Origin of the sequence: Amycolatopsis sp. DG1A-15b (assembly GCF_030285645.1) — a bacterium.
Classification (GTDB): Bacteria; Actinomycetota; Actinomycetes; order Mycobacteriales; family Pseudonocardiaceae; genus Amycolatopsis.
On sequence record NZ_CP127296.1, the window covers coordinates 7,744,694 to 7,762,729 of the forward strand.

At 70.5% G+C, this 18,036-nt stretch carries 20 protein-coding genes; 13 read left to right on the forward strand and 7 right to left on the reverse strand.

Features of this window, described 5'->3' with window-relative positions:
* Window positions 1-16: 16 nt before the first annotated feature.
* The 4 genes from idi to phoU all read left to right on the forward strand — a co-directional run bounded on the left by idi (window position 17) and on the right by phoU (window position 4,952).
* Entirely contained in the window at window positions 17-580 is a 564-nt protein-coding gene (idi, locus tag QRY02_RS35695; RefSeq protein ID WP_285987184.1) for an isopentenyl-diphosphate Delta-isomerase, read from the forward strand.
* A 120-nt stretch (window positions 581-700) separates the two neighbouring features.
* Complete coding sequence (locus QRY02_RS35700) at window positions 701-1,369, forward strand: GGDEF domain-containing protein (protein ID WP_285987185.1); 669 nt, start codon at window positions 701-703, stop codon at window positions 1,367-1,369.
* Window positions 1,370-2,778: 1,409 nt separating this feature from the next.
* Entirely contained in the window at window positions 2,779-4,203 is a 1,425-nt protein-coding gene (locus tag QRY02_RS35705) for an LCP family protein (protein WP_285994010.1), read from the forward strand.
* 83 nt (window positions 4,204-4,286) lie between these two features.
* On the forward strand, window positions 4,287-4,952 hold the full coding sequence (gene phoU, locus QRY02_RS35710) for a phosphate signaling complex protein PhoU (protein WP_285987186.1): 666 nt from the start codon (window positions 4,287-4,289) through the stop codon (window positions 4,950-4,952).
* A 129-nt stretch (window positions 4,953-5,081) separates the two neighbouring features.
* On the opposite strand, the gene pstB is transcribed toward phoU, so the two are convergent.
* The 6 genes from pstB to QRY02_RS35740 form a co-directional block, all read right to left on the reverse strand.
* On the reverse strand, window positions 5,082-5,858 hold the full coding sequence (gene pstB, locus QRY02_RS35715; protein ID WP_285987187.1) for a phosphate ABC transporter ATP-binding protein PstB: 777 nt from the start codon (window positions 5,856-5,858) through the stop codon (window positions 5,082-5,084).
* Window positions 5,859-5,868: 10 nt separating this feature from the next.
* Window positions 5,869-6,786, reverse strand: a complete 918-nt coding sequence (gene pstA / locus QRY02_RS35720; protein ID WP_285987188.1) for a phosphate ABC transporter permease PstA — start codon at window positions 6,784-6,786, stop codon at window positions 5,869-5,871.
* Between the two features lie 2 nt (window positions 6,787-6,788).
* On the reverse strand, window positions 6,789-7,709 hold the full coding sequence (gene pstC / locus QRY02_RS35725; RefSeq protein WP_285994011.1) for a phosphate ABC transporter permease subunit PstC: 921 nt from the start codon (window positions 7,707-7,709) through the stop codon (window positions 6,789-6,791).
* Window positions 7,710-7,904: 195 nt separating this feature from the next.
* The gene (gene pstS / locus QRY02_RS35730) at window positions 7,905-9,035 is read right to left on the reverse strand and encodes a phosphate ABC transporter substrate-binding protein PstS (RefSeq protein ID WP_285994012.1); all 1,131 of its coding nucleotides are present in this window, start codon (window positions 9,033-9,035) and stop codon (window positions 7,905-7,907) included.
* A gap of 227 nt (window positions 9,036-9,262) precedes the next feature.
* The gene (gene mshD, locus QRY02_RS35735; protein ID WP_285987189.1) at window positions 9,263-10,168 is read right to left on the reverse strand and encodes a mycothiol synthase; all 906 of its coding nucleotides are present in this window, start codon (window positions 10,166-10,168) and stop codon (window positions 9,263-9,265) included.
* 71 nt (window positions 10,169-10,239) lie between these two features.
* Window positions 10,240-10,998: a winged helix-turn-helix transcriptional regulator gene (locus QRY02_RS35740; protein ID WP_285987190.1), complete on the reverse strand. Its 759-nt coding sequence runs from the start codon at window positions 10,996-10,998 to the stop codon at window positions 10,240-10,242.
* A 152-nt stretch (window positions 10,999-11,150) separates the two neighbouring features.
* On the opposite strand from QRY02_RS35740, the gene QRY02_RS35745 reads away from it, so the two are divergent.
* From QRY02_RS35745 to QRY02_RS35785, 9 genes are all read left to right on the forward strand, one after another.
* Entirely contained in the window at window positions 11,151-12,050 is a 900-nt protein-coding gene (locus QRY02_RS35745; RefSeq protein ID WP_285987191.1) for an LmeA family phospholipid-binding protein, read from the forward strand.
* 10 nt (window positions 12,051-12,060) lie between these two features.
* Window positions 12,061-12,486 (forward strand): TlpA family protein disulfide reductase, encoded by a 426-nt coding sequence (locus QRY02_RS35750; RefSeq protein WP_285987192.1) that lies wholly within the window; start codon window positions 12,061-12,063, stop codon window positions 12,484-12,486.
* A 271-nt stretch (window positions 12,487-12,757) separates the two neighbouring features.
* A complete protein-coding gene (locus tag QRY02_RS35755) occupies window positions 12,758-13,192 on the forward strand; it encodes a DUF4395 domain-containing protein (RefSeq protein ID WP_285987193.1) in 435 nt (144 codons plus the stop codon).
* Window positions 13,193-13,222: 30 nt separating this feature from the next.
* Window positions 13,223-14,059, forward strand: a complete 837-nt coding sequence (locus tag QRY02_RS35760) for a sulfurtransferase (protein ID WP_285987194.1) — start codon at window positions 13,223-13,225, stop codon at window positions 14,057-14,059.
* Window positions 14,059-14,370, forward strand: a complete 312-nt coding sequence (locus QRY02_RS35765; RefSeq protein ID WP_285987195.1) for a DUF1416 domain-containing protein — start codon at window positions 14,059-14,061, stop codon at window positions 14,368-14,370. The genes QRY02_RS35760 and QRY02_RS35765 overlap by 1 nt, the downstream gene beginning before the upstream one ends.
* 233 nt (window positions 14,371-14,603) lie before the next feature.
* On the forward strand, window positions 14,604-15,218 hold the full coding sequence (locus tag QRY02_RS35770) for a heme-binding beta-barrel domain-containing protein (protein WP_285987196.1): 615 nt from the start codon (window positions 14,604-14,606) through the stop codon (window positions 15,216-15,218).
* A gap of 4 nt (window positions 15,219-15,222) precedes the next feature.
* Window positions 15,223-15,819, forward strand: a complete 597-nt coding sequence (locus QRY02_RS35775) for a 5-oxoprolinase subunit B family protein (RefSeq protein ID WP_285987197.1) — start codon at window positions 15,223-15,225, stop codon at window positions 15,817-15,819.
* Window positions 15,816-16,661 (forward strand): 5-oxoprolinase subunit C family protein, encoded by an 846-nt coding sequence (locus tag QRY02_RS35780; protein ID WP_502874157.1) that lies wholly within the window; start codon window positions 15,816-15,818, stop codon window positions 16,659-16,661. Before QRY02_RS35775 ends, QRY02_RS35780 begins: the two co-directional genes overlap by 4 nt.
* 98 nt (window positions 16,662-16,759) lie before the next feature.
* Window positions 16,760-17,185: a hypothetical protein gene (locus QRY02_RS35785; RefSeq protein ID WP_285987198.1), complete on the forward strand. Its 426-nt coding sequence runs from the start codon at window positions 16,760-16,762 to the stop codon at window positions 17,183-17,185.
* Here QRY02_RS35785 and QRY02_RS35790 read toward each other — a convergent pair.
* The gene (locus QRY02_RS35790; RefSeq protein WP_285987199.1) at window positions 17,164-18,012 is read right to left on the reverse strand and encodes an aminodeoxychorismate lyase; all 849 of its coding nucleotides are present in this window, start codon (window positions 18,010-18,012) and stop codon (window positions 17,164-17,166) included. The genes QRY02_RS35785 and QRY02_RS35790 overlap by 22 nt on opposite strands.
* Between the last annotated feature and the right edge of the window lie 24 nt (window positions 18,013-18,036).

Below are 18,036 nucleotides of genomic sequence, written 5' to 3' on the forward strand. Positions count from 1 at the left end.
GTGTTCACTGGGGCACGTGGATACCGCGATCGAACCCGAGACCGAGCAGATCGTCTTCGTCACCGAGGACGGCGTGCCCACCGGCGAGACCGGCCCGAAGCTGGCCAGCCACCACGAGCACACCCGGTTGCACCTGGCCTTCTCGTGCTATGTCCTGCGGCGCAGCGACAACGCCCTGCTGATCACCCAGCGCGCCCTCCACAAGAAGGTCTGGCCCGGGGTCTGGACCAACAGCGTCTGCGGCCACCCCGCGCCCGGCGAGACCCTCGAGGACGCCGTCCGGCGACGCGCCGGCTACGAACTCGGGCTGCCGTCGCTGTCCGGGCTGCACTGCGTGCTGCCGAACTACCGCTACCGGACGCCGCCGTTCCAGGGGATCGTCGAGAACGAGTTCTGCCCGGTGTTCGCCGCCTGGGCCGACGCCGAGCCGGCGCCGAACCCCGAGGAGGTCGGCGGCTGGCGCTGGGTCGCCTGGGCTGACTACATTGAGTTGCTGGACGACGCGACGGCTAATGTGAGTTACTGGGCAAAGGACCAGTTCTCCCAGCTCAAGGGCATCGAGCCGTTCTCCGGACTCTGAAGCGAACACTCCGGAGAGTCACCGTCACCGTCCCGTTTGAGCGAAATTCATCTTCTTCCGCACCGGTACCTCAAGCGCGGCCGTCCCCACGACGACAACCAAGGGGTGGTGGAGGTGGGGATGGTCGCCGAGAGCGAAGGCACGCCGGGCCGGACGACCAGCCCGCCGGACCTGCTCCGCCTGCACGAGGCCATCGCCGGCCTCTTCGCCACCCAGGGCGACTGGCGACGCGCCTACCAGCACCTGCGGTCCGCGCTGGACATCGCCCGCGACGGCAGCCTCCGCGACGCGCTGACGTCGAGTTACAACCGCCGCTACCTCGACGAGCGGCTGTACGGACCGTTCACCGACCGTCCGCCGCTGGCGCTCGCGCTGATCGACCTCGACCGCTTCAAGAGCATCAACGACACGTACGGTCACCTCGTCGGCGACCGCGTCCTGCGCCGGGTCGCCGACCTCCTCCAGGAGAACCTCCCGCCGGACGGCTTCTGCGCCCGCTACGGCGGCGAGGAGTTCGTCCTGTGGCTGCCCGGGGTCGACGCCGGGCGGGCCGTCCGCGTGGTCGACGACGCCCGGTTGCGCGTCGCCCGTCACCCCTGGTCAGAACTCCAGCCGGGACTCCAGGTGACCATCAGCGCCGGCCTGGCGCACGAGCCGGGGACGCCGGCGTCACCGGAGCGCCAGCTGCGCCGCGCGGACGTCCTGCTTTATGCGGCGAAACGCGCGGGCCGCAACAAAGTCGTCTATCGCGACGCACAAACGACGCAGTTAATGACCCACTCTGAGTAACGCAAAGACGGGATTACTCCGTCCGCCGACAAGCGTCGTCACCCGTTTGTCGACGCACACCGGCCGTTCGTCGACTCAAGGTGAAGAAAATTCCGGGAGGGTGTCGTCACGAACGGGGGGTATCCGTACGATAACGAAAACCTCCGGGGGAACGATCACCTCCTGCGGGGGAAGACGGCCACGGAGAAGCCACCCCCTTCGATCGCGCGAAAGGAGACCGAGTGCCGGACGAGCTCGACAGCCCGGGAACCGGTCGCCGCCTCGACGGTGCCGCGCGGCCCCGGCCCGGACGGCGCCGGTCGATGGAGGACCAGGGCGGGATCAGCGTCTCGGACGTCGTCGCCAAGACCACCGGCGCCCGCCCGTTGCCGCCCCGCGAGCAGCAGGACCGCTCCGACCAGCCCGGACGCCGGGCCCACGGCGCCGAACCACCGGCCCCGGCGCGGTCGTCGCAGCCGGGTGCCCCGAGGCCGGCGCAGGGTGCTCCTGAAGACCCAGTACCCACGGACGCCACTCGTCAACCGCGCACTCCGCGACCCCGTCAGCCCCGCCGCACGACGGCCGCGGCCCCGCTGCCGGAGGCCCCGCTCCAGCGGCGCCCACCGGCCACGAACCCGGGCCCGCAGCAGACGTCGGCCGCACCGCAGCCGCCCCGGCGCCCCCGGCGCCCGGTGGCCGAGGCGCCCCAGGCCGACAGCACCCCGCCGCGCCGCGCACCCCGCCCCGACGCGGCCGCCCCCCAGCGACCGACGCCGGACAGCCCGGCACCCCGCAGGGCCGCCGAAGGAGCCGCACCCCAGCGCGCGGCCGGCGACGGCCCCGCAAACCGCCGCATCGCAGGTCCGGCCGACGCGGCCGCCCCGCAGCGCCCCGGCCCGGCGAGCCCCGCGGCCCGGCGCTCCACGCCGGACAGCCCGGCACCCCGCCGCGCGGCGAACGCCGAAGGGCTCAGCCCTCAGCGCGCGGCCGGCGACGGCCCGGCAAACCGCCGCCCCGCCGCGGACGGCCCGGCACCCCGCCGCGCCACGGAGAACCCCGCGTCCCGGCGCCCGGCAGCTCCGGCCGATGTGGCTGCCCCCTCGCGCCTCACGCCCGACAGCCCGGCACCGCGCCGCACGGCGAACGCCGAACGCGCGGCCGGTGACGGCCCGGCAAACCGCCCCGCCGCCGACAGCCCGGCACCCCGCCGCGCCACGGACAGCCCCGCCTCCCGGCGCCCGGCAGCTCCGGCCGACGCGGTGACGCCCTCGCGCTCCACGCCCGACAGCCCGGCACCGCGCCGCACGGCGAACGCCGAGCGCGCGGTCGGCGACGGCCCGGCGAACCGCCGCCCCGAGCCGGCTGCTGCGCCTCAGCGTGCCGCCGCCGACGGCGATGGGTCTCGTTCCGCGCCCCAGCGGCCCTCCGCCGTGCCGTCGCGGGCCGAACTCGATCCGCTGACCATGACCGACGAGATGGAAGCGATCGACGAGGCGACCCAGTACCGCCGCAAGATCGATCACACCCTCGCCCGGTTCTCCGCCGCCCACGACGAGATGAATGCCGAAGAGGCCAAGCGGCGCGAACGCCGTGAACGGCTCTCGCCCACCTCCTTGCTCGAAAGCACCCGCACCGCCCTGCACCGCGTCGTCACCACGGCACCCGAAGAGGCCCAAGCCGACGCCGAACAGACCCGGCTGCAGGAAACGAAGCAGCGGAAGCTCGACCGGTCGGCCCGGTTCGGGCGGATCGCCGCCGCCGTCGTGGCCGGGCTCGTCTTCCTCGGGATCGGGGGTGCCTGGGGGGCGCAGACCTACTTCGACGCCAAGTTCACCCAGGTCTCCGCGCTCGACGAGAACTCCGCCGACATCCAGGACGCCGAGGCGCAGGCCAACGACGAGAACTTCCTGATGGTCGGCTCCGACACGCGCGACGGCGCGTCCGCCGAGGAAGGCGTCGGCACCGCCGACAGCACGCCGGGCGCCCGGAGCGACACCGTGATGGTCGCGCACATCCCGGCCGACCGGAAGCGGGTCGTCGTCACGTCGTTCCCGCGCGACCTCGAGATCAACCGCCCGGACTGCCAGAAGTGGGACCCGGCCCAGAACAAGACGACCGCCGAGGTCTACAAGGGCGCGAAGTTCGCCAAGCTGAACACCGCCTACGCGGTCGGCGGCCCGGCGTGCGTGACCAAGGTGATCCAGCAGATCACCGGGCTGCGGATCAACCACTTCATCGGCATCGACTTCAACGGCTTCAAGGAGATGGTCGACGCGGTGCACGGCGTCACCATCAACAACGAGATCCCGATCGACGACACCATCCTCGGCAAGGTGCTGCTGCAGACCGGCGAGGTGACGATCTCCGGCGACCAGGCGCTGAACTTCGTCCGCGCGCGGCACGTCAAGGGCGACCCGACGTCCGACTACGGCCGGATCAAGCGGCAGCAGGAGTTCATCGGCGCGCTGCTGAAGAAGGTCATGTCCTCGGACGTCGTGCTCGACCCCGGCAAGCTCAGCGACTTCATCAGCGCCTTCGCGAAGGCCACCTTCGGCGACAACCTCGGCGTCAAGCAGATGATGACGCTGGCGCAGTCGATGAAGGGCCTCGACCAGTCGAAGATCACGTTCCTCACCGTCCCGACGGTCGGCATGGCCAACAACCGCGGCAACGAGGTCCTCGTCGTCAGCAAGACGAAGGCCCTCTTCGACGCGCTGCGCAACAACACCGCGCTGCCCGACCCGAAGGCGCCGGTCCCGGTGGGCGAGCAGGCCCCGCCGACCAGCACGTCGAAGCCGAAGAGCAGCGGCACTTCGAAGTCGACGACCACCCGCAAGAGCACCACCACGGGCTGATCCGCGAGGATCGTTAGTCCGGGTTCACGTGCGGTTCACCCGGCGATGCGGTATTTGGCCACGGTTGGCCGTAGGGTTGGGCCATGCGTGAGGCTTACCATGTCGAACTCGAACAGCTCGCCGTCAACCTGGCCGCGATGTCGGTCCAGGTCGCCGAAGCGATGGAGCGGGCCACGCGGGCACTGCTGGAGGCCGACCTGGGTCTCGCCGAGCAGGTGATCAGCGACGACGCCAAGGTCGACGACGCCCGCGCCCAGTGCGAGGAGCAGGCGTACGCGCTGCTGGCCCTGCAGGCGCCGGTGGCGACCGACCTGCGCACGGTGCTCGCGGCGATCCACGCCGCCGAAAGCCTGGAGCGGATGGGCGACCTGGCCCTGCACGTGGCGAAGGCCGCGCGGCGCCGTCACCCCGATCCGGTGCTGCCGGAGGCAGTGCGGCCGTACTTCGCCGAGATGGGCGAGATCGCGGTCAAGCTGGCCCGCCAGACCGAGCTGGTCATCAAGACGAAGGACGTCGAAGCCGCGAAGACGCTCGAGTCCGACGACGACCAGGTCGACGACATCCACCGCCACCTGTTCACGGTCCTGATGGACCGCGAGTGGCCGCACGGCGTGGCCGCGGCAGTCGACGTGACGCTGCTGGGCCGCTTCTACGAGCGCTACGCCGACCACGCGGTGTCGGTCGCGAAGCGGATGATCTTCGTGGTCACCGGCAAGATGCCGGGCTACGGCTCCGACGACACCATCTGAGCCGCACTGACGAAGAAAGCCCCCGGCCGCGGCCGGGGGCTTTCTTGTTGCTCCACTTTGGACGAAAAGAAGGCCTTTCCCGCCGGCCCCGAGAACGGGCGGGAAAGGCCTTCCGCAGCAACGACAAGCTCAGCCGAAGCGGCCGGAAATGTAGTCCTCCGTGGCCTTCTGGTCCGGGTTGGAGAAGATCTTCTCCGTGTCGTTCAGCTCCACCAGCCGGCCCGGCTGGCCGACGCCGGCGAGGTTGAAGAACGCCGTTTGGTCGGAAACCCGGGCCGCCTGCTGCATGTTGTGCGTCACGATGACGATCGTGTAGTCCTTCTTCAGCTCGCCGATCAGGTCCTCGATCGCCAGCGTGGAAATCGGGTCCAGGGCCGAGCACGGCTCGTCCATCAGCAGCACGTCCGGCTGGACCGCGATCGCGCGGGCGATGCAGAGCCGCTGCTGCTGACCGCCCGAAAGCCCGCCGCCCGGCTTGTTCAGGCGGTCCTTGACCTCGTTCCACAGGTTCGCGCCGCGCAGGGCGCGCTCGGCGATGTCGTCGAGGGTCTTCTTGCCCTTGGTGCCACCCAGCTTCAGGCCCGCGACGACGTTGTCCTTGATGGACATCGTCGGGAACGGGTTGGGGCGCTGGAACACCATGCCGATCGTGCGGCGCACCTGGACCGGGTCGACCGCCGACGCGTAGATGTCCTCGCCGTCGAGCAGCACCTGGCCGTCCACGCGGGCGCCGGGGATCACTTCGTGCATGCGGTTGAGCGTGCGCAGCACCGTCGACTTGCCGCAGCCCGAGGGGCCGATGAACGCGGTGACGTTGCGCGGCGGCACCGACAGGGTGACGCCGTCCACGGCGTGGAACTTGCCGTAGTAGATGTCCACGTCCTTGACGTCGATTCGCTTGGCCATCAGGAACAGCTCACTTCTTCTTCGGGGCGACGAGGCGCGCGAACACGGTGGCGAGGAGGTTGATCAGCGCGATGATGAGCACCAGGGTCAGTGCCGCGCCCCAGATCCGGTCGAAGCCGACCGTGCCCGGGTCCATCGGGTTGCTGACGCGCTCGTTGTTCATCAGCAGCGGCAGCGCGGCCTGTTCGCCGTGGAAGATGTCCCAGTTCGTGTAGGCCGAGTAGCCGACCAGGACCAGCAGCGGCGCGGTTTCGCCCATCACGCGGGCCAGCGCCATCATGACGCCGCCGACGATGCCGGACAGCGCCGTCGGGAGCACGATCTTCACGATCGTCTTCCACTTCGGCACCCCCAGCGCGTACGACGCCTCGCGCAGGTCGTCCGGGACGATCCGCAGCATCTCCTCCGACGAGCGGACGACCACCGGGATCATCAGCAGCACCAGGGAAAGCGAGACGGCGAACCCGCTGCGCGGCAGGCCGAGCGTGGTGATCCACAGCGCGTAGATGAACAGCGCGGCCACGATGGACGGGACACCGGAGAGGATGTCCACCATGAACGTGGTGGCCCTGGCGAGCTTGCCGCGGCCGTACTCGACGAGGTAGATCGCGACGAGCATGCCGATCGGCACCGCGATGATCGCGCAGACGAGGCCCTGCAGCAGGCTGCCGATGATGGCGTGCAGCACGCCGCCGCCGACCTCGTCGGACAGCACGTCCCCGAAGTCCTGCGACCACCAGTTGCTGTACGGGATGCGCTTGATGCCGTTGGCGACCACGGTGTAGAGCACCCACACCAGCGGGACGACGGCGATCAGGAACGAGAGCCAGACCAGCGTGGTGGCGAGGCCGTTCTTGGCCTTGCGGGCCAGGCTGACCTGCTGGAACGCCGGTGTCGACGCGGGCGCTTCGAGCGAGGTGACGGACATGGTCAGTCCCCCTTCTTGCCGATGACGGACCGCGCGGCGAAGTTCACGACGAAGGTGAGCACGAACAGCACCAGGCCGGCCGCGATGTACGCGCCTGCCGAGACCTCGTTGTTGAACTCGCTGTAGTTCGCGGCGATCTTCGACGCGAAGGTCGCGCCACCGTCGAAGAGGCTCCAGTCGAAGTTCTTGCCCTGCGGGATGAGCAGGATGACGGCCAGCGCGATCGTCTCGCCCAGCGCGCGGCCGAGGCCGAGCATGGACGCGCCGACGTAGCCGGCCTTGCCGAACGGCAGCACCGTGGTGCGGATGACCTCCCAGCGGGTGGCGCCGAGCGCCAGCGCGCCCTCGATGTGCGGGGTCGGCGTCCGCTCGAACACCTCGCGCGAGAGCGAGGTGATGATCGGCAGGATCATCACGGCCAGGACGATGCCGGCGGTGAAGATCGTGCCGCGCACGCTCGGCGCGACGTTGCCGGGCGCCAGCAGCGGGAACCACGAGAACGTTTCGTTGATCCACTGCGCGAACGGCTCGATCGTCGGGGCGAACACGAGGATGCCCCAGAGGCCGAAGATGATCGACGGCACCGCGGCGAGCAGGTCGATGATGTACCCGAACGGCCGCGCGAGCCGCGGGGGCGCGTACTGGGTCAGGAACAGCGCGATGCCCAGCGACACCGGCATCGCGATGACCAGCGCCACGAGCGACGTCGCCACCGTGACCTCGAGCAGGTCGAGGATGCCGAACGCCATGTTCGCCGGGTCGCTGGTCGTCCAGCCGTGGTTGGTCAGGAAGTTGACCTTGTCGGCCTTCAGCGCCGGGATCGCCTGGATGAGCAGGAAGAGCCCGATCAGGCCGATCAGGCCGACGACGAAGATCCCGGCCCCGGTGGTCAGGTTCTGGAAGATGCGGTCACCGGGCCGCACCTTCTTCGGTTTCTCGCTCGCGGGCGGCGCGGGGGCCGCCGGTGAGCCTGGTTGCTCCGAAATCGGATCCTCCGGGGGCTTCGTGGCGGACGACGAACGCCCACCGGGGTCGCCGGTGGGCGTTCGCGTCGAGGATGACTCGCTCATCGACAGGTGTGTCCAGCCTCTATCACTTCAGTGAACTGTCGCAACCGGTCAGGAGATGGCCTTGACCGCGGCCAGGACCTTGGTCTGCAGCGACTGCGGGATCGGCACGTAGCCCTTGGCGGACAGCGGCTGCTGGCCGTCGGTCGCGGCCACCGTCAGGAACGCCTTGACGGCCTTGGCGACGTCCGGGTTCGCGTACTTCGAGCAGACGATCTCGTAGGTCGTCAGCAGCAGCGGGTAGGCACCCGGGGTGTTGCTGGCGTAGATGCCGTTGAGGTCGAGCGCGAGGTCGTTCGAGCCCTCCTTGAGGAACTTCGCCGCGTCCAGGGACTTGGCCACGTTCGCCGAGGTGAGCTCGACCCCGCCGGAGCCGCTGTCGATCAGGGCGGCGGTCAGGCCGTCCTTGGCGAACGCGCCCTCGACGTAGGTGATGCCGCCGTCGGAGGCCTTCACCGCGGTCGCGACGCCGTTGGAGCCCTGCGCACCGTTGCCGACGCCACCGTTGAACTTCTTGCCGGCACCCTTGGTCCAGTCGGCCTTGGCGGCCGCGCCCAGGTACTTCTGGAAGTTGTCGGTGGTGCCCGACTCGTCGGCGCGGGACACGACCTGGATGGGCTTGTCCGGCAGGTTCAGGCTCTCGTTGCCCTTGACCGCCTTGATGGCCGGGTCGTTCCACTTGGTGATGCCGCCGCTGAAGATCTTGGCGGTGACCGACGGGGTCAGCGTCAGCTTGTCCACACCGGACAGCTTGTAGGCGACCGCGATCGGGCCGACCACGAGCGGGATGTTCCAGGCGTCGCTGGCGCAGCGGGCCTTGGCGGCCTCGGCGTCGGCGTCCTTGATCGGCGAGTCCGAGCCGCCGAAGTCGATCTGGTTGGCGTTGAACTGCTTGACGCCCGCGCCCGAACCGCTCGGGTTGTAGTTGACCTGCTGGCCCGAGCACTTCTTGCCGTACTGCTGCGTGAAGATGTCGATCGCGTTCTTCTGCGCCGACGAACCTTCCGCGGACAGCGGGCTCTTGCCACCGCACTGGACGTCGGCGCTCTCGGTCGCGGCGGGGGCAGCAGCGGAGCTCGAGCCGCTGCTGTTGGACGCCGCGGGGTCGGTGCCACAGGCAGCGAGCACGAGAGCGGCGCTCGCCACGATGCCGACCGCGCTCAGGGGCCGCATGATCTTCACTGCTGTTTCCTCCATCAGGAGCTTCACCGGTTCGGCCGCGGCGATGTCGCCGTGCCGGAACCGGACATTAGGCAGCGCTGATGGACGGTCGGCCGTGAACAAATGAACGCAAAGTGAACAGACCCCCGGATGTGAGCAGTGCTACTACCCCGAGAGGTCGCCGTGTCCGGGCCGTGACCTGCGTGTATGCCGTCAGTGACGACGTGCTCGCAGGGCGTCGACCGTGGTCACCGACCGTACTGGACGTCGGTTTCGTGACGCGTGAACCCGAGCTTGGTGTAGACCGCCAGCGCCGCCGCGTTGTCGCCCTCGACGTACAGGATGATCTTCCGCAGCCCGCGGCCCGCGAGGTACCGCAGCCCGGCGAGCGTGAGCGCCCGCCCGAGCCCGCCACCCTGCGCGGCCGGGTCGACGCCGACGACGTACACCTCGCCGACGCGCTCGCCGCCGAACCGGCCGGGCGTCGGTTCGTGCACCTTCGTCCAGTGGAAGCCGATCACCTCGTCCTTTTCTTCGGCGAGGAAGAAGCCGTCGGCGTCGAACCAGGGACGTGCTTCGTCGGCACGGATGTCGTCGGCGGTCAGGGCGCCCTGCTCGGGGTGCCAGTCGAAGGCCCGCGCGTTGACCCGCACGACGGCGTCCTCGTCCTGCCCCGGCACGAACGTCCGCAGCGAGACGCCGTCGCGCAGGATCGGCTCCGGCCAGTCCGAGCCTTCGACGTCGACCTGCAGGATCAGCAGCTCGCGCTTGCGCACGAGGCCGGCCGCCCGGGCCAGCCGCTGCGCGGCCGGGTGGTCGCCGTGCGCCCAGACCCGGAAGCCGACCGCGGCGCGCTCGTCGAGCGCGTGAAGCAGCTTCGCGCCGTAGCCGCGGTTGCGATGGGCAGGGTGCACGAACAGCTCGGCGACCTGGTGCCCGAAGGAGTCGCCGGTGGTGTCGAGGTGCGCGTAGCCGACGACTTCGTCCTCGACGCAGGCGACGAGGTGCTCACCGCCGTCGAACTCGCCGGGCAGCGCGCCCGCCGGTTCGACCTCGGGCCGCCCGTCGGCTTCGCGCACGGCCAGCAGCAGCCGGCGCACGTCCTCGAGTTGCTGGTCGTCCAGTTCCTGGCGCCACTCGCCGTCTCCGCTCACCCTGCGACCGTACCCGTGACGGACGCAACGCGAAGGCTGTGCGGGACGTCTTCAGTGCGCGGAAGGGGGATCTAGTGGGTGAGTTCGGCGGTCTCGGCCGGGGACTCGGCGGTCGCCTGCGCGGGCACGCCCGGACGCGGGGCGGCGCCGCTCTTGGCCGGCCGCTCGAACTTGTAGCCGACGTTGCGCACGGTGCCGATCATCTGCTCGTGCTCCGGGCCGAGCTTGGCGCGCAGCCGCCGGACGTGCACGTCGACCGTGCGGGTGCCGCCGAAGAAGTCGTAGCCCCAGACCTCCTGCAGCAGCTGGGCGCGGGTGAACACCCGGCCCGCGTGCTGCGCGAGGTACTTGAGCAGCTCGAACTCCTTGTAGGTGAGCTCGAGGGTGCGCTTGCGCAGGCGCGCGGTGTAGGTCGCCTCGTCGATCACCAGCTCGCCGACGCGAAGCTCGGCGTCGACCTGCTGGGAACCACCGTCGCGGGTCGTGACCAGCCGCAGCCGGGCGTCGACCTCGGCCGGGCCGGCGGTCGGGAGCAGGATGTCGTCGGTGCGCCACTCGGCGCTGACGGCGACGAGCCCACCTTCGCCGACGACCGCGATGATCGGCGTGGCCGCCTCGTCCTCGCCGGTGCCCTTGAGCAGGCGGCAGAGGCTCTTCGCCGAGGCCAGGTCGCTGCGGGCGTCGAGGAGGATCACGTCACGGTGGCCCGCGTCGAGCAGGGCCGTCACCTCGGGAGCGCGGACGCGTACGGTGTGCGGCAGCAGGTCCAGCGCGGGAAGCACCGAGGTGGCGTCGGCCTCCGCAGTCAGTACCAGAAGGTCCAGGCTCATCAGCCGCACCGCCTTCTCGAGTCGTCGCCGCACAGCGGCAGTGGTCGGTGCTAAGTGAGAATAGCGGCTGAACGGCCGGGCACCTAACCCTTGCTGGATCGATCACACCTGGAGGAATCCGGGTGTCCCCGAAGAACAGGAGTACGGACGCGATGGTGAGCAGGCCCGTGACCCGGGACGACCGGCCCGCACCGAGGCCGGACGCACGACGCCGCGGCCGCCGCGCCCGGCGCTGGGTGATCGCACTGGTGGTCCTGGTGCTGCTGCTGGTCGGCGCCGATTTCGGGGCCGCCGCGTACGCCGAGCACATGATCTCGCAGAAGGCCCGCACGCAGCTGCAGCTGAACGACGACCCGTCGGTGACGATCCACGGTTTCCCGTTCCTCACGCAGGCGCTGGGCGGTGACTACAGTCACATCAGCGTGTCCGCCGCCGGCCTCCCGGTCGCGAACAAGCTGCAGGACGTCGCGGTGAACGCCGAGCTCGAAGACGTCAAGGCGCCGCTGTCCGACATCACGAACGGCAACACGAAGGCGATCACCATCGGCAGGCTGACCGGTTCGGTCACCATCAAGGCCGCCGACCTGGCGCGCCTGTCCCCGCTGGACAAGATCAAGGACCTGCGGATCGAGCCGTCGACTTCGGAGTACGTCCAGAACGGCGACAGCGGGCAGAGCGAGCCGGCGCCGACCACGACGAAGACCACCGAGGGCCAGGCCGAGCAGGACGAGTCGAGCACCGGTGTCCGCATTTCGGGACACCTTCCGTTCGCGGGCAAGGATCTGGAAATCTTCTGCTTCGCGATGATCGAGGCCGACGCCGCGAAGGGAACGATCAACTTCCTCCCCAAGCGGCTGCAGTTCGGGAACGACCAGGAGACCACCGTGGTCCCCGCGGCGGTGCAGAAGGCGCTGATGCCGAACTTCAACGCGTCGATCAGCACGAGGGACCTGCCGCTGTCGGTCACCCCGACCGGCGTGCGGGTGCAGAGCGGATCGGTGACGATCAAGGGCAAGGCGGCGAACGTCTCCTTCGCGGACCTGAGCAAGTAGGGAGCGGCCGGTGACGGGGCTGTGGGTGCTCGTGGCGACGCTGGTGGCCGCCGCGGCCGCCGGCGCGCTGCTCAAGGCCCGGAACGGCCGGGTGCGCGACGCCAAACCCGCGCGTGAGCTGCCCGCCCCCGTCACCGCCGCGCTCGACCCGGCGTCCGCGGTGACGCTGGTCCAGATCTCCACCACCTTCTGCGCGCCCTGCCGGCACGCGAAGGCCGTGCTCGCGCCGCTGGCCGAGCGAACGCCCGGCCTGCACCACGTCGAACTCGACGTGACGAACCAGCCGGAGGTCGCGCAGTCGCTGTCCGTGCTGCGGACACCGACCACGATCGCGCTCACCCCGGACGGCCGGGAGCTCCTGCGCGTCGGCGGCATCCCCAAGGGCCCGGAACTGCTCGCCGCCCTGCGGCCGCATCTCACTTCTCGGACGCCTTGACCAGGGCGTTGTCCCAGAAATCGGGAATCGTCCCAAGGTATGAACGTGGTTCCCACTCTGAGGGAGCTCTGGGTACCCTCGCACCCGTGACCGGGCTGACCACCTTCTTCTTGACGCAGCGGCGCGCAGTCGACCTCTGCCGCGTCCGGAGCAGCCTGTGTCGCGTTCAGTCCGACCGGCACTGAACCGTTCGATCCGGTCCCCACCAGCCCTGATGCCGCTGACGCGTGCCGTTCGCACGCACCCCCTGGAGCTCCAGCTGGAGGAACGAATGTCCGCCGGACCGGCCGTCGACCCGCGAGGCCCGCGGTTCGCCGCCATCCTGACCACGATCGTGCTCGCGGTCGTCCTGGTCACCGAGTGGTGGCCGCTGCTGGCCGTCCAGACCGTTGTGTTCGCCATCGGCGCGTTCGCCGGCTTCAAGGCGGCGCCGTACTCGATCGTCTACCGGGCGCTGGTCGCCCCGCGCCTCGGCCCGACCTCCGAACGCGAGGACGCGGCACCGCTGCGGTTCGCGCAGGCCGTCGGGTTCGTGTTCGCCCTGGTCGGCACGATCGGCTTCGCCGTGGGGATCACCCCGCTCGGCATCGTCGCGACGGCGTTCGCGCTGTTCGCGGCCTTCCTCAACGCGGCTTTCAACTTCTGCCTCGGCTGCGAAATGTACTTGCTGATCAAACGCTTCAGCCCCGCCCGCGCGTCGTCCTGAAGTCCAACCCAGAAAGAGAGTTCTGTTCTCATGAGCCGTGAAGACGTCCTGGTCACCACCCAGTGGGCCGAGGAGAACCTGGACACCCCCGGCGTCGTGTTCGCCGAGGTCGACGAGGACACCACCGCCTACGACGCCGGCCACATCCGGGGCGCGGTGAAGTTCGACTGGCGCAACGACCTGCAGGACGGGGTGCGCCGCGACTTCGTCTCCAAGGAGGGCTTCGAGAAGCTTCTCTCGGAGAAGGGCATCTCCAACGACGACCTCGTGATCCTCTACGGCGGCAACAACAACTGGTTCGCCGCGTACGCGTACTGGTACTTCAAGCTGTACGGCCACGAGAACGTCAAGCTGCTCGACGGCGGCCGCAAGAAGTGGGAGCTCGACGGCCGTGAGCTGAACTCCGACGAGGTCAAGCGCGACCGCACCGAGTACCGGGCCCAGGACCAGGACCTGTCGCTGCGCGCCTTCCGCGACGAGGTCGTCCAGTCGATCGGCTCGAAGAACTTCGTCGACGTGCGTTCCCCGGACGAGTTCTCCGGCAAGCTGCTCGCCCCGGCACACCTGCCGCAGGAGCAGTCCCAGGTTCCCGGCCACATCCCCGGCGCGCTGAACGTGCCGTGGGCGAAGGTCGCCAACGAGGACGGCACCTTCAAGACCGAGGAAGAGATCAAGGAGCTGTACAAGGACGAGGGCATCGACGAGGGCAAGGGCACCATCGCCTACTGCCGCATCGGCGAGCGCTCCTCGATCGCGTGGTTCGCGCTCCACGAGCTGCTGGGCTACGAGGACGTCAAGAACTACGACGGTTCATGGACGGAATACGGCTCGCTCGTCGGCGTGCCGGTCGAGTTGGGAGCCAAGTGATGGCGGTTGACGACAGCTGCGGCGCACCGGTCCAGGAGGCCACGCCGGCGGACTACGACACGCGCGGCCAGGTCGTGCTGGCCGGCAAGGTGACGGGCGCGAACGGGCCGGTCGGCGGCGCGTTCGTCCGGCTCCTCGACGGCGGCGGCGACTTCACCGGCGAGGTCGTCTCGTCGGCCGACGGCGACTTCCGCTTCTACGCGGCGCCGGGCGAGTGGACGGTGCGCGCGCTGCACCGCTCCGGCAACGGCGAAGCCTCGGTCACCGCCGAGGGCCCCGGCCTGCACCAGCTGGCCATCTCGGTCGGCTGAGATCCGGTTCACCCGCGAAGGCCTTCCTGCTCCGGCAGGGAGGCCTTCGCGGTGTTCCGGCCGGGTGACTGTGCTCACCGCGGCGACCCTGCGCAGGGCCGTCCGGGACCGGGCGGACTATTCTGCGGGGCGTGGAAGCCTTCTTTACGACTCTGCTGGTCCTCGCCGGCATCGCGATCACCTGGTTCGCCGTGTACGTCGTCTACCGGCTGTACGCGGACCAGCGCTGACCCATGACCGCCAGCGGCGACGAAGCCATCGTGGCAGCGGAGAGGCGCGCGGAGAGCACCCGCTCGCGCAACCTCCCGCTGTGGGACGACCTGCCCATTCCGAATGACACCGCGAACCTGCGCGAGGGGCCGAACCTCAACGACGCCTGCCTCGCGCTGCTGCCGCTCGTCGGCGTCTGGCGCGGTGAGGGCGAGGTCGACTACCCGACCATCGACGGCCCCCGCAAGTTCGCGCAGCAGCTGACGATCTCCCACGACGGCCGTCCGTTCCTGATCCACGAGTCCCGCGCGTGGCTGCTGGACGACGACGGCAACGTCATCCGCCCCGCCGCCCGCGAGTCCGGGTTCTGGCGGCCGCAGGCGGACGACACGATCGAGCTGCTGCTCACGCACAACACCGGCATCGTCGAGCTGTACTACGGCAAGCCCCGCAACCAGACGTCCTGGGAGCTCGGCACCGACGCGGTGATCCGCACGGCCACGGCCAAGGACGTCACCGCGGCCCAGCGCCTGTACGGCCTGATCGAAGGCTCCCTCGGCTACGTCGAGGAGCGGGCGATGGTGGGCCAGGAGATGCAGCCGCACACCTCGGCGCTGCTGCACCGCGTCGTCGGCTGACGCCGTGCGCTGGCGGCGGTGTGGCGAGGACGCCGCCCTGCTCGACTGCGATTCGCTGGACCGGATGCGGGCCGCCCACGCCACCGTGCTGGCCGCGCGCCCGCCCGGGGTCGTCGACCTCGTGCCGGGCGCGCGCAGCCTGCTCGTCGTCGGCGGTGTCGCGGCCGTGCGGGCCCTGCTCGAAGACGCCGATCTCGCGCACCCGCCCGTGGACGAGCCCCGGGAAGTGACCCTCGACGTCCGCTACGACGGCGAGGACCTGGCCCGGATCGCCGCCGACGCCGGAGTTTCGCCCGGCGCCGTCGTCTCGATGCACACCGAAGCCGTCTACACGGTCGCGTTCACCGGGTTCGCCCCCGGTTTCGGCTACCTGACCGGGCTTCCCCCGCAGCTCCAGCAGCCGCGCCTGGAGTCGCCGCGGACTCGCGTCCCGGCCGGGTCGGTCGGGCTCGCCGGCGAGTTCACCGGCGTCTACCCGCGCGAGTCACCGGGCGGCTGGCGGCTGCTCGGGCACACGTCGGCGACGCTGTTCGACCCCCACGCGGACCCGCCCGCGTTGTTCGCGCCGGGGGACCGCGTCCGCTTCCGGAGCGTCCGGTGAGGAGCCTGGAAGTGCTCGACCCCGGGCGGTACGCGCTGGTCGAGGACCTGGGCCGGCCCGGATACGCCCACCTGGGGGTTGCGCCTTCGGGAGCCCTCGACACCGCTTCGCTGCGGCTGGCGAACCGGCTCGTCGGCAACCCCGAGGACGCCGCCGGGATCGAAGCCCTGCTCGGTGGCCTCTCCGTGCGGTTCACGTCCGCGGTGACGGTCGCGGTCACCGGCCCGGCGGTCGACGTCCGGGTCGACGGCCGTCCCGCCGGCTCCCACGCGCCACTGTCGGTCCGCGCAGGCCGGACGCTGACGCTGGGCACCCCGTTGACGGGCCTGCGCTGCTACCTCGCCGTCTCCGGCGGCATCGCGGTGGACCCGGTGCTGGGCAGCCGGTCCCGGGACGTCCTGTCCGGCATCGGGCCGCCGCCGTTGCGCGCCGGAGACGTCCTTCCGCTCGGCGAGCCCGGAATCCCCGCGGGCGCGGACGTCGTCGTGCCGGTGCGGGCGCCGGGTGAGCTCGTGGTGCCCGTGACGCTCGGCCCCCGCGACGACTGGATCGACGCTCCGGCCGACGGCCTCTCGGCGGGGTGGACGGTGACGGCCGAGTCGAACCGCGTCGGCCTGCGCCTGGACGGGACGCCGCTGCGCCGGGCCGTCGACGGTGAGCTGCCCAGCGAGGGCGTCGTCACCGGCGCGATCCAGGTGCCGCCGAGCGGGCTGCCGGTGGTGTTCCTCGCCGACCACCCCACCACCGGCGGCTATCCGGTCGCCGCCGTCGTCGGAACGGCCGCGTTGAGCGCCCTCGCGCAGGCTCGGCCGGGTACCCGAATCCGGTTCCGGCCGTCCTGAGCAAGGCGCACCGCCGCGCGGGTGAGACCCGCGTCACCCGGTGCACCCGTCCGGGTAGGGGCTGGAACCTCGGCGCGCCGTCGCCCGTCCTCATAAACGTGGAACAGGTGACGATCAGCGGTGGCACGGGTTTCCTCGACGTGAACGCGCGGGCGCGGGCGGAGCTGCCGCAGTCGCTGCGGATCGCGCTGGCCACCGGGCAGCTGCGCCGTCCGCTGGCCACCACGCTCGGACCGGTCCTCGACCTGCTCGTCGACGGCGACTACCGGGTGAGCGGCCCGGAACGGCTGCCGGATGACCAGCTGCTCACGCCGACCGACGCCTGGCCGCCGTCGGACGAGGCCCGCGTCGGCTACTACCGGACCGCGATCCGCACCGGGCACCGGCCGGTCGCGGTGGTGCTGGCCGGCGGCGAACGCGAGCTGATCATCGACGGCCACCACAAGATCGCCGCCTACCGGGCCGAAGAGGTCGCCCCCGCGGTCGTCCGGATCACCCAGGGTCAGGCGTATTCGGCTTCGTAGGCCGCGACGAGCTCGGCGTACACCGCTTCGGAATCGGGCAGCCGCTCGCCGTCCAGCGTGTGCACGCGGGTCAGCTTGCGGACACTGGAGGCCATGAACACACCGTCGCCCTCGACGAGGTCGCGCACGGTCAGCGGCTCCACCTTGACCGCCCAGCCCGCCTTCTCGGCGCCGCGGAACACCGCGGCCTGGGTGGTGCCCGGCAGGATCCCGATGCTCGACGGCGGTGTGTAGAGCGTGCGGCCCTTCGCGAGCACGACGGTCGACGTCGGCCCTTCGAACACCGAACCGTCGGCCGCGGTGAAAATCACATCTTCGGCACCGCGGCGGCCCGCCTCCCGCACCGCGGCCATGTTCACCGCGTACGACAACGGCTTCGCCCCGAGCAGCAGCCACGGCGCGCGCTCGGCGAGATCCGGCGGGAAACCGCGTTCGAGGGTGATCGCGGCGACGCCTTCGGCGCGCGCCTTGATGATCGACGGCGCGACCTCCGAACCGAGCGCGAAGCCGGTCGGCACCGCGGCCGGGTCGCCGTCGGATCCCCTCGTGTACACCAGCTTCAGCACCATTTCGGGGCTGCCGGTCCACCTTTCGAGCACCAGGGAAACGACCCGTTCCCAGGCCGCGAGGTCGGGCTCGGGCAGGTCGAGCATGGCGGCCGAACGGGCCAGCCGCTCGAGGTGCGGCCGGAGCTCACGGGGCTTGCCGTCGACGACGAGGATCGTCTCGAAGACGCCGTCGCCGCGCATCAGCCCGAGGTCGTCGACCTTGATCTGGGCCACGTCGGGGTCGGCCGGGGTTCCGTCCAGGAAGACGAGCACGCGCACGGAGGACACAGTACTCACCTAGGC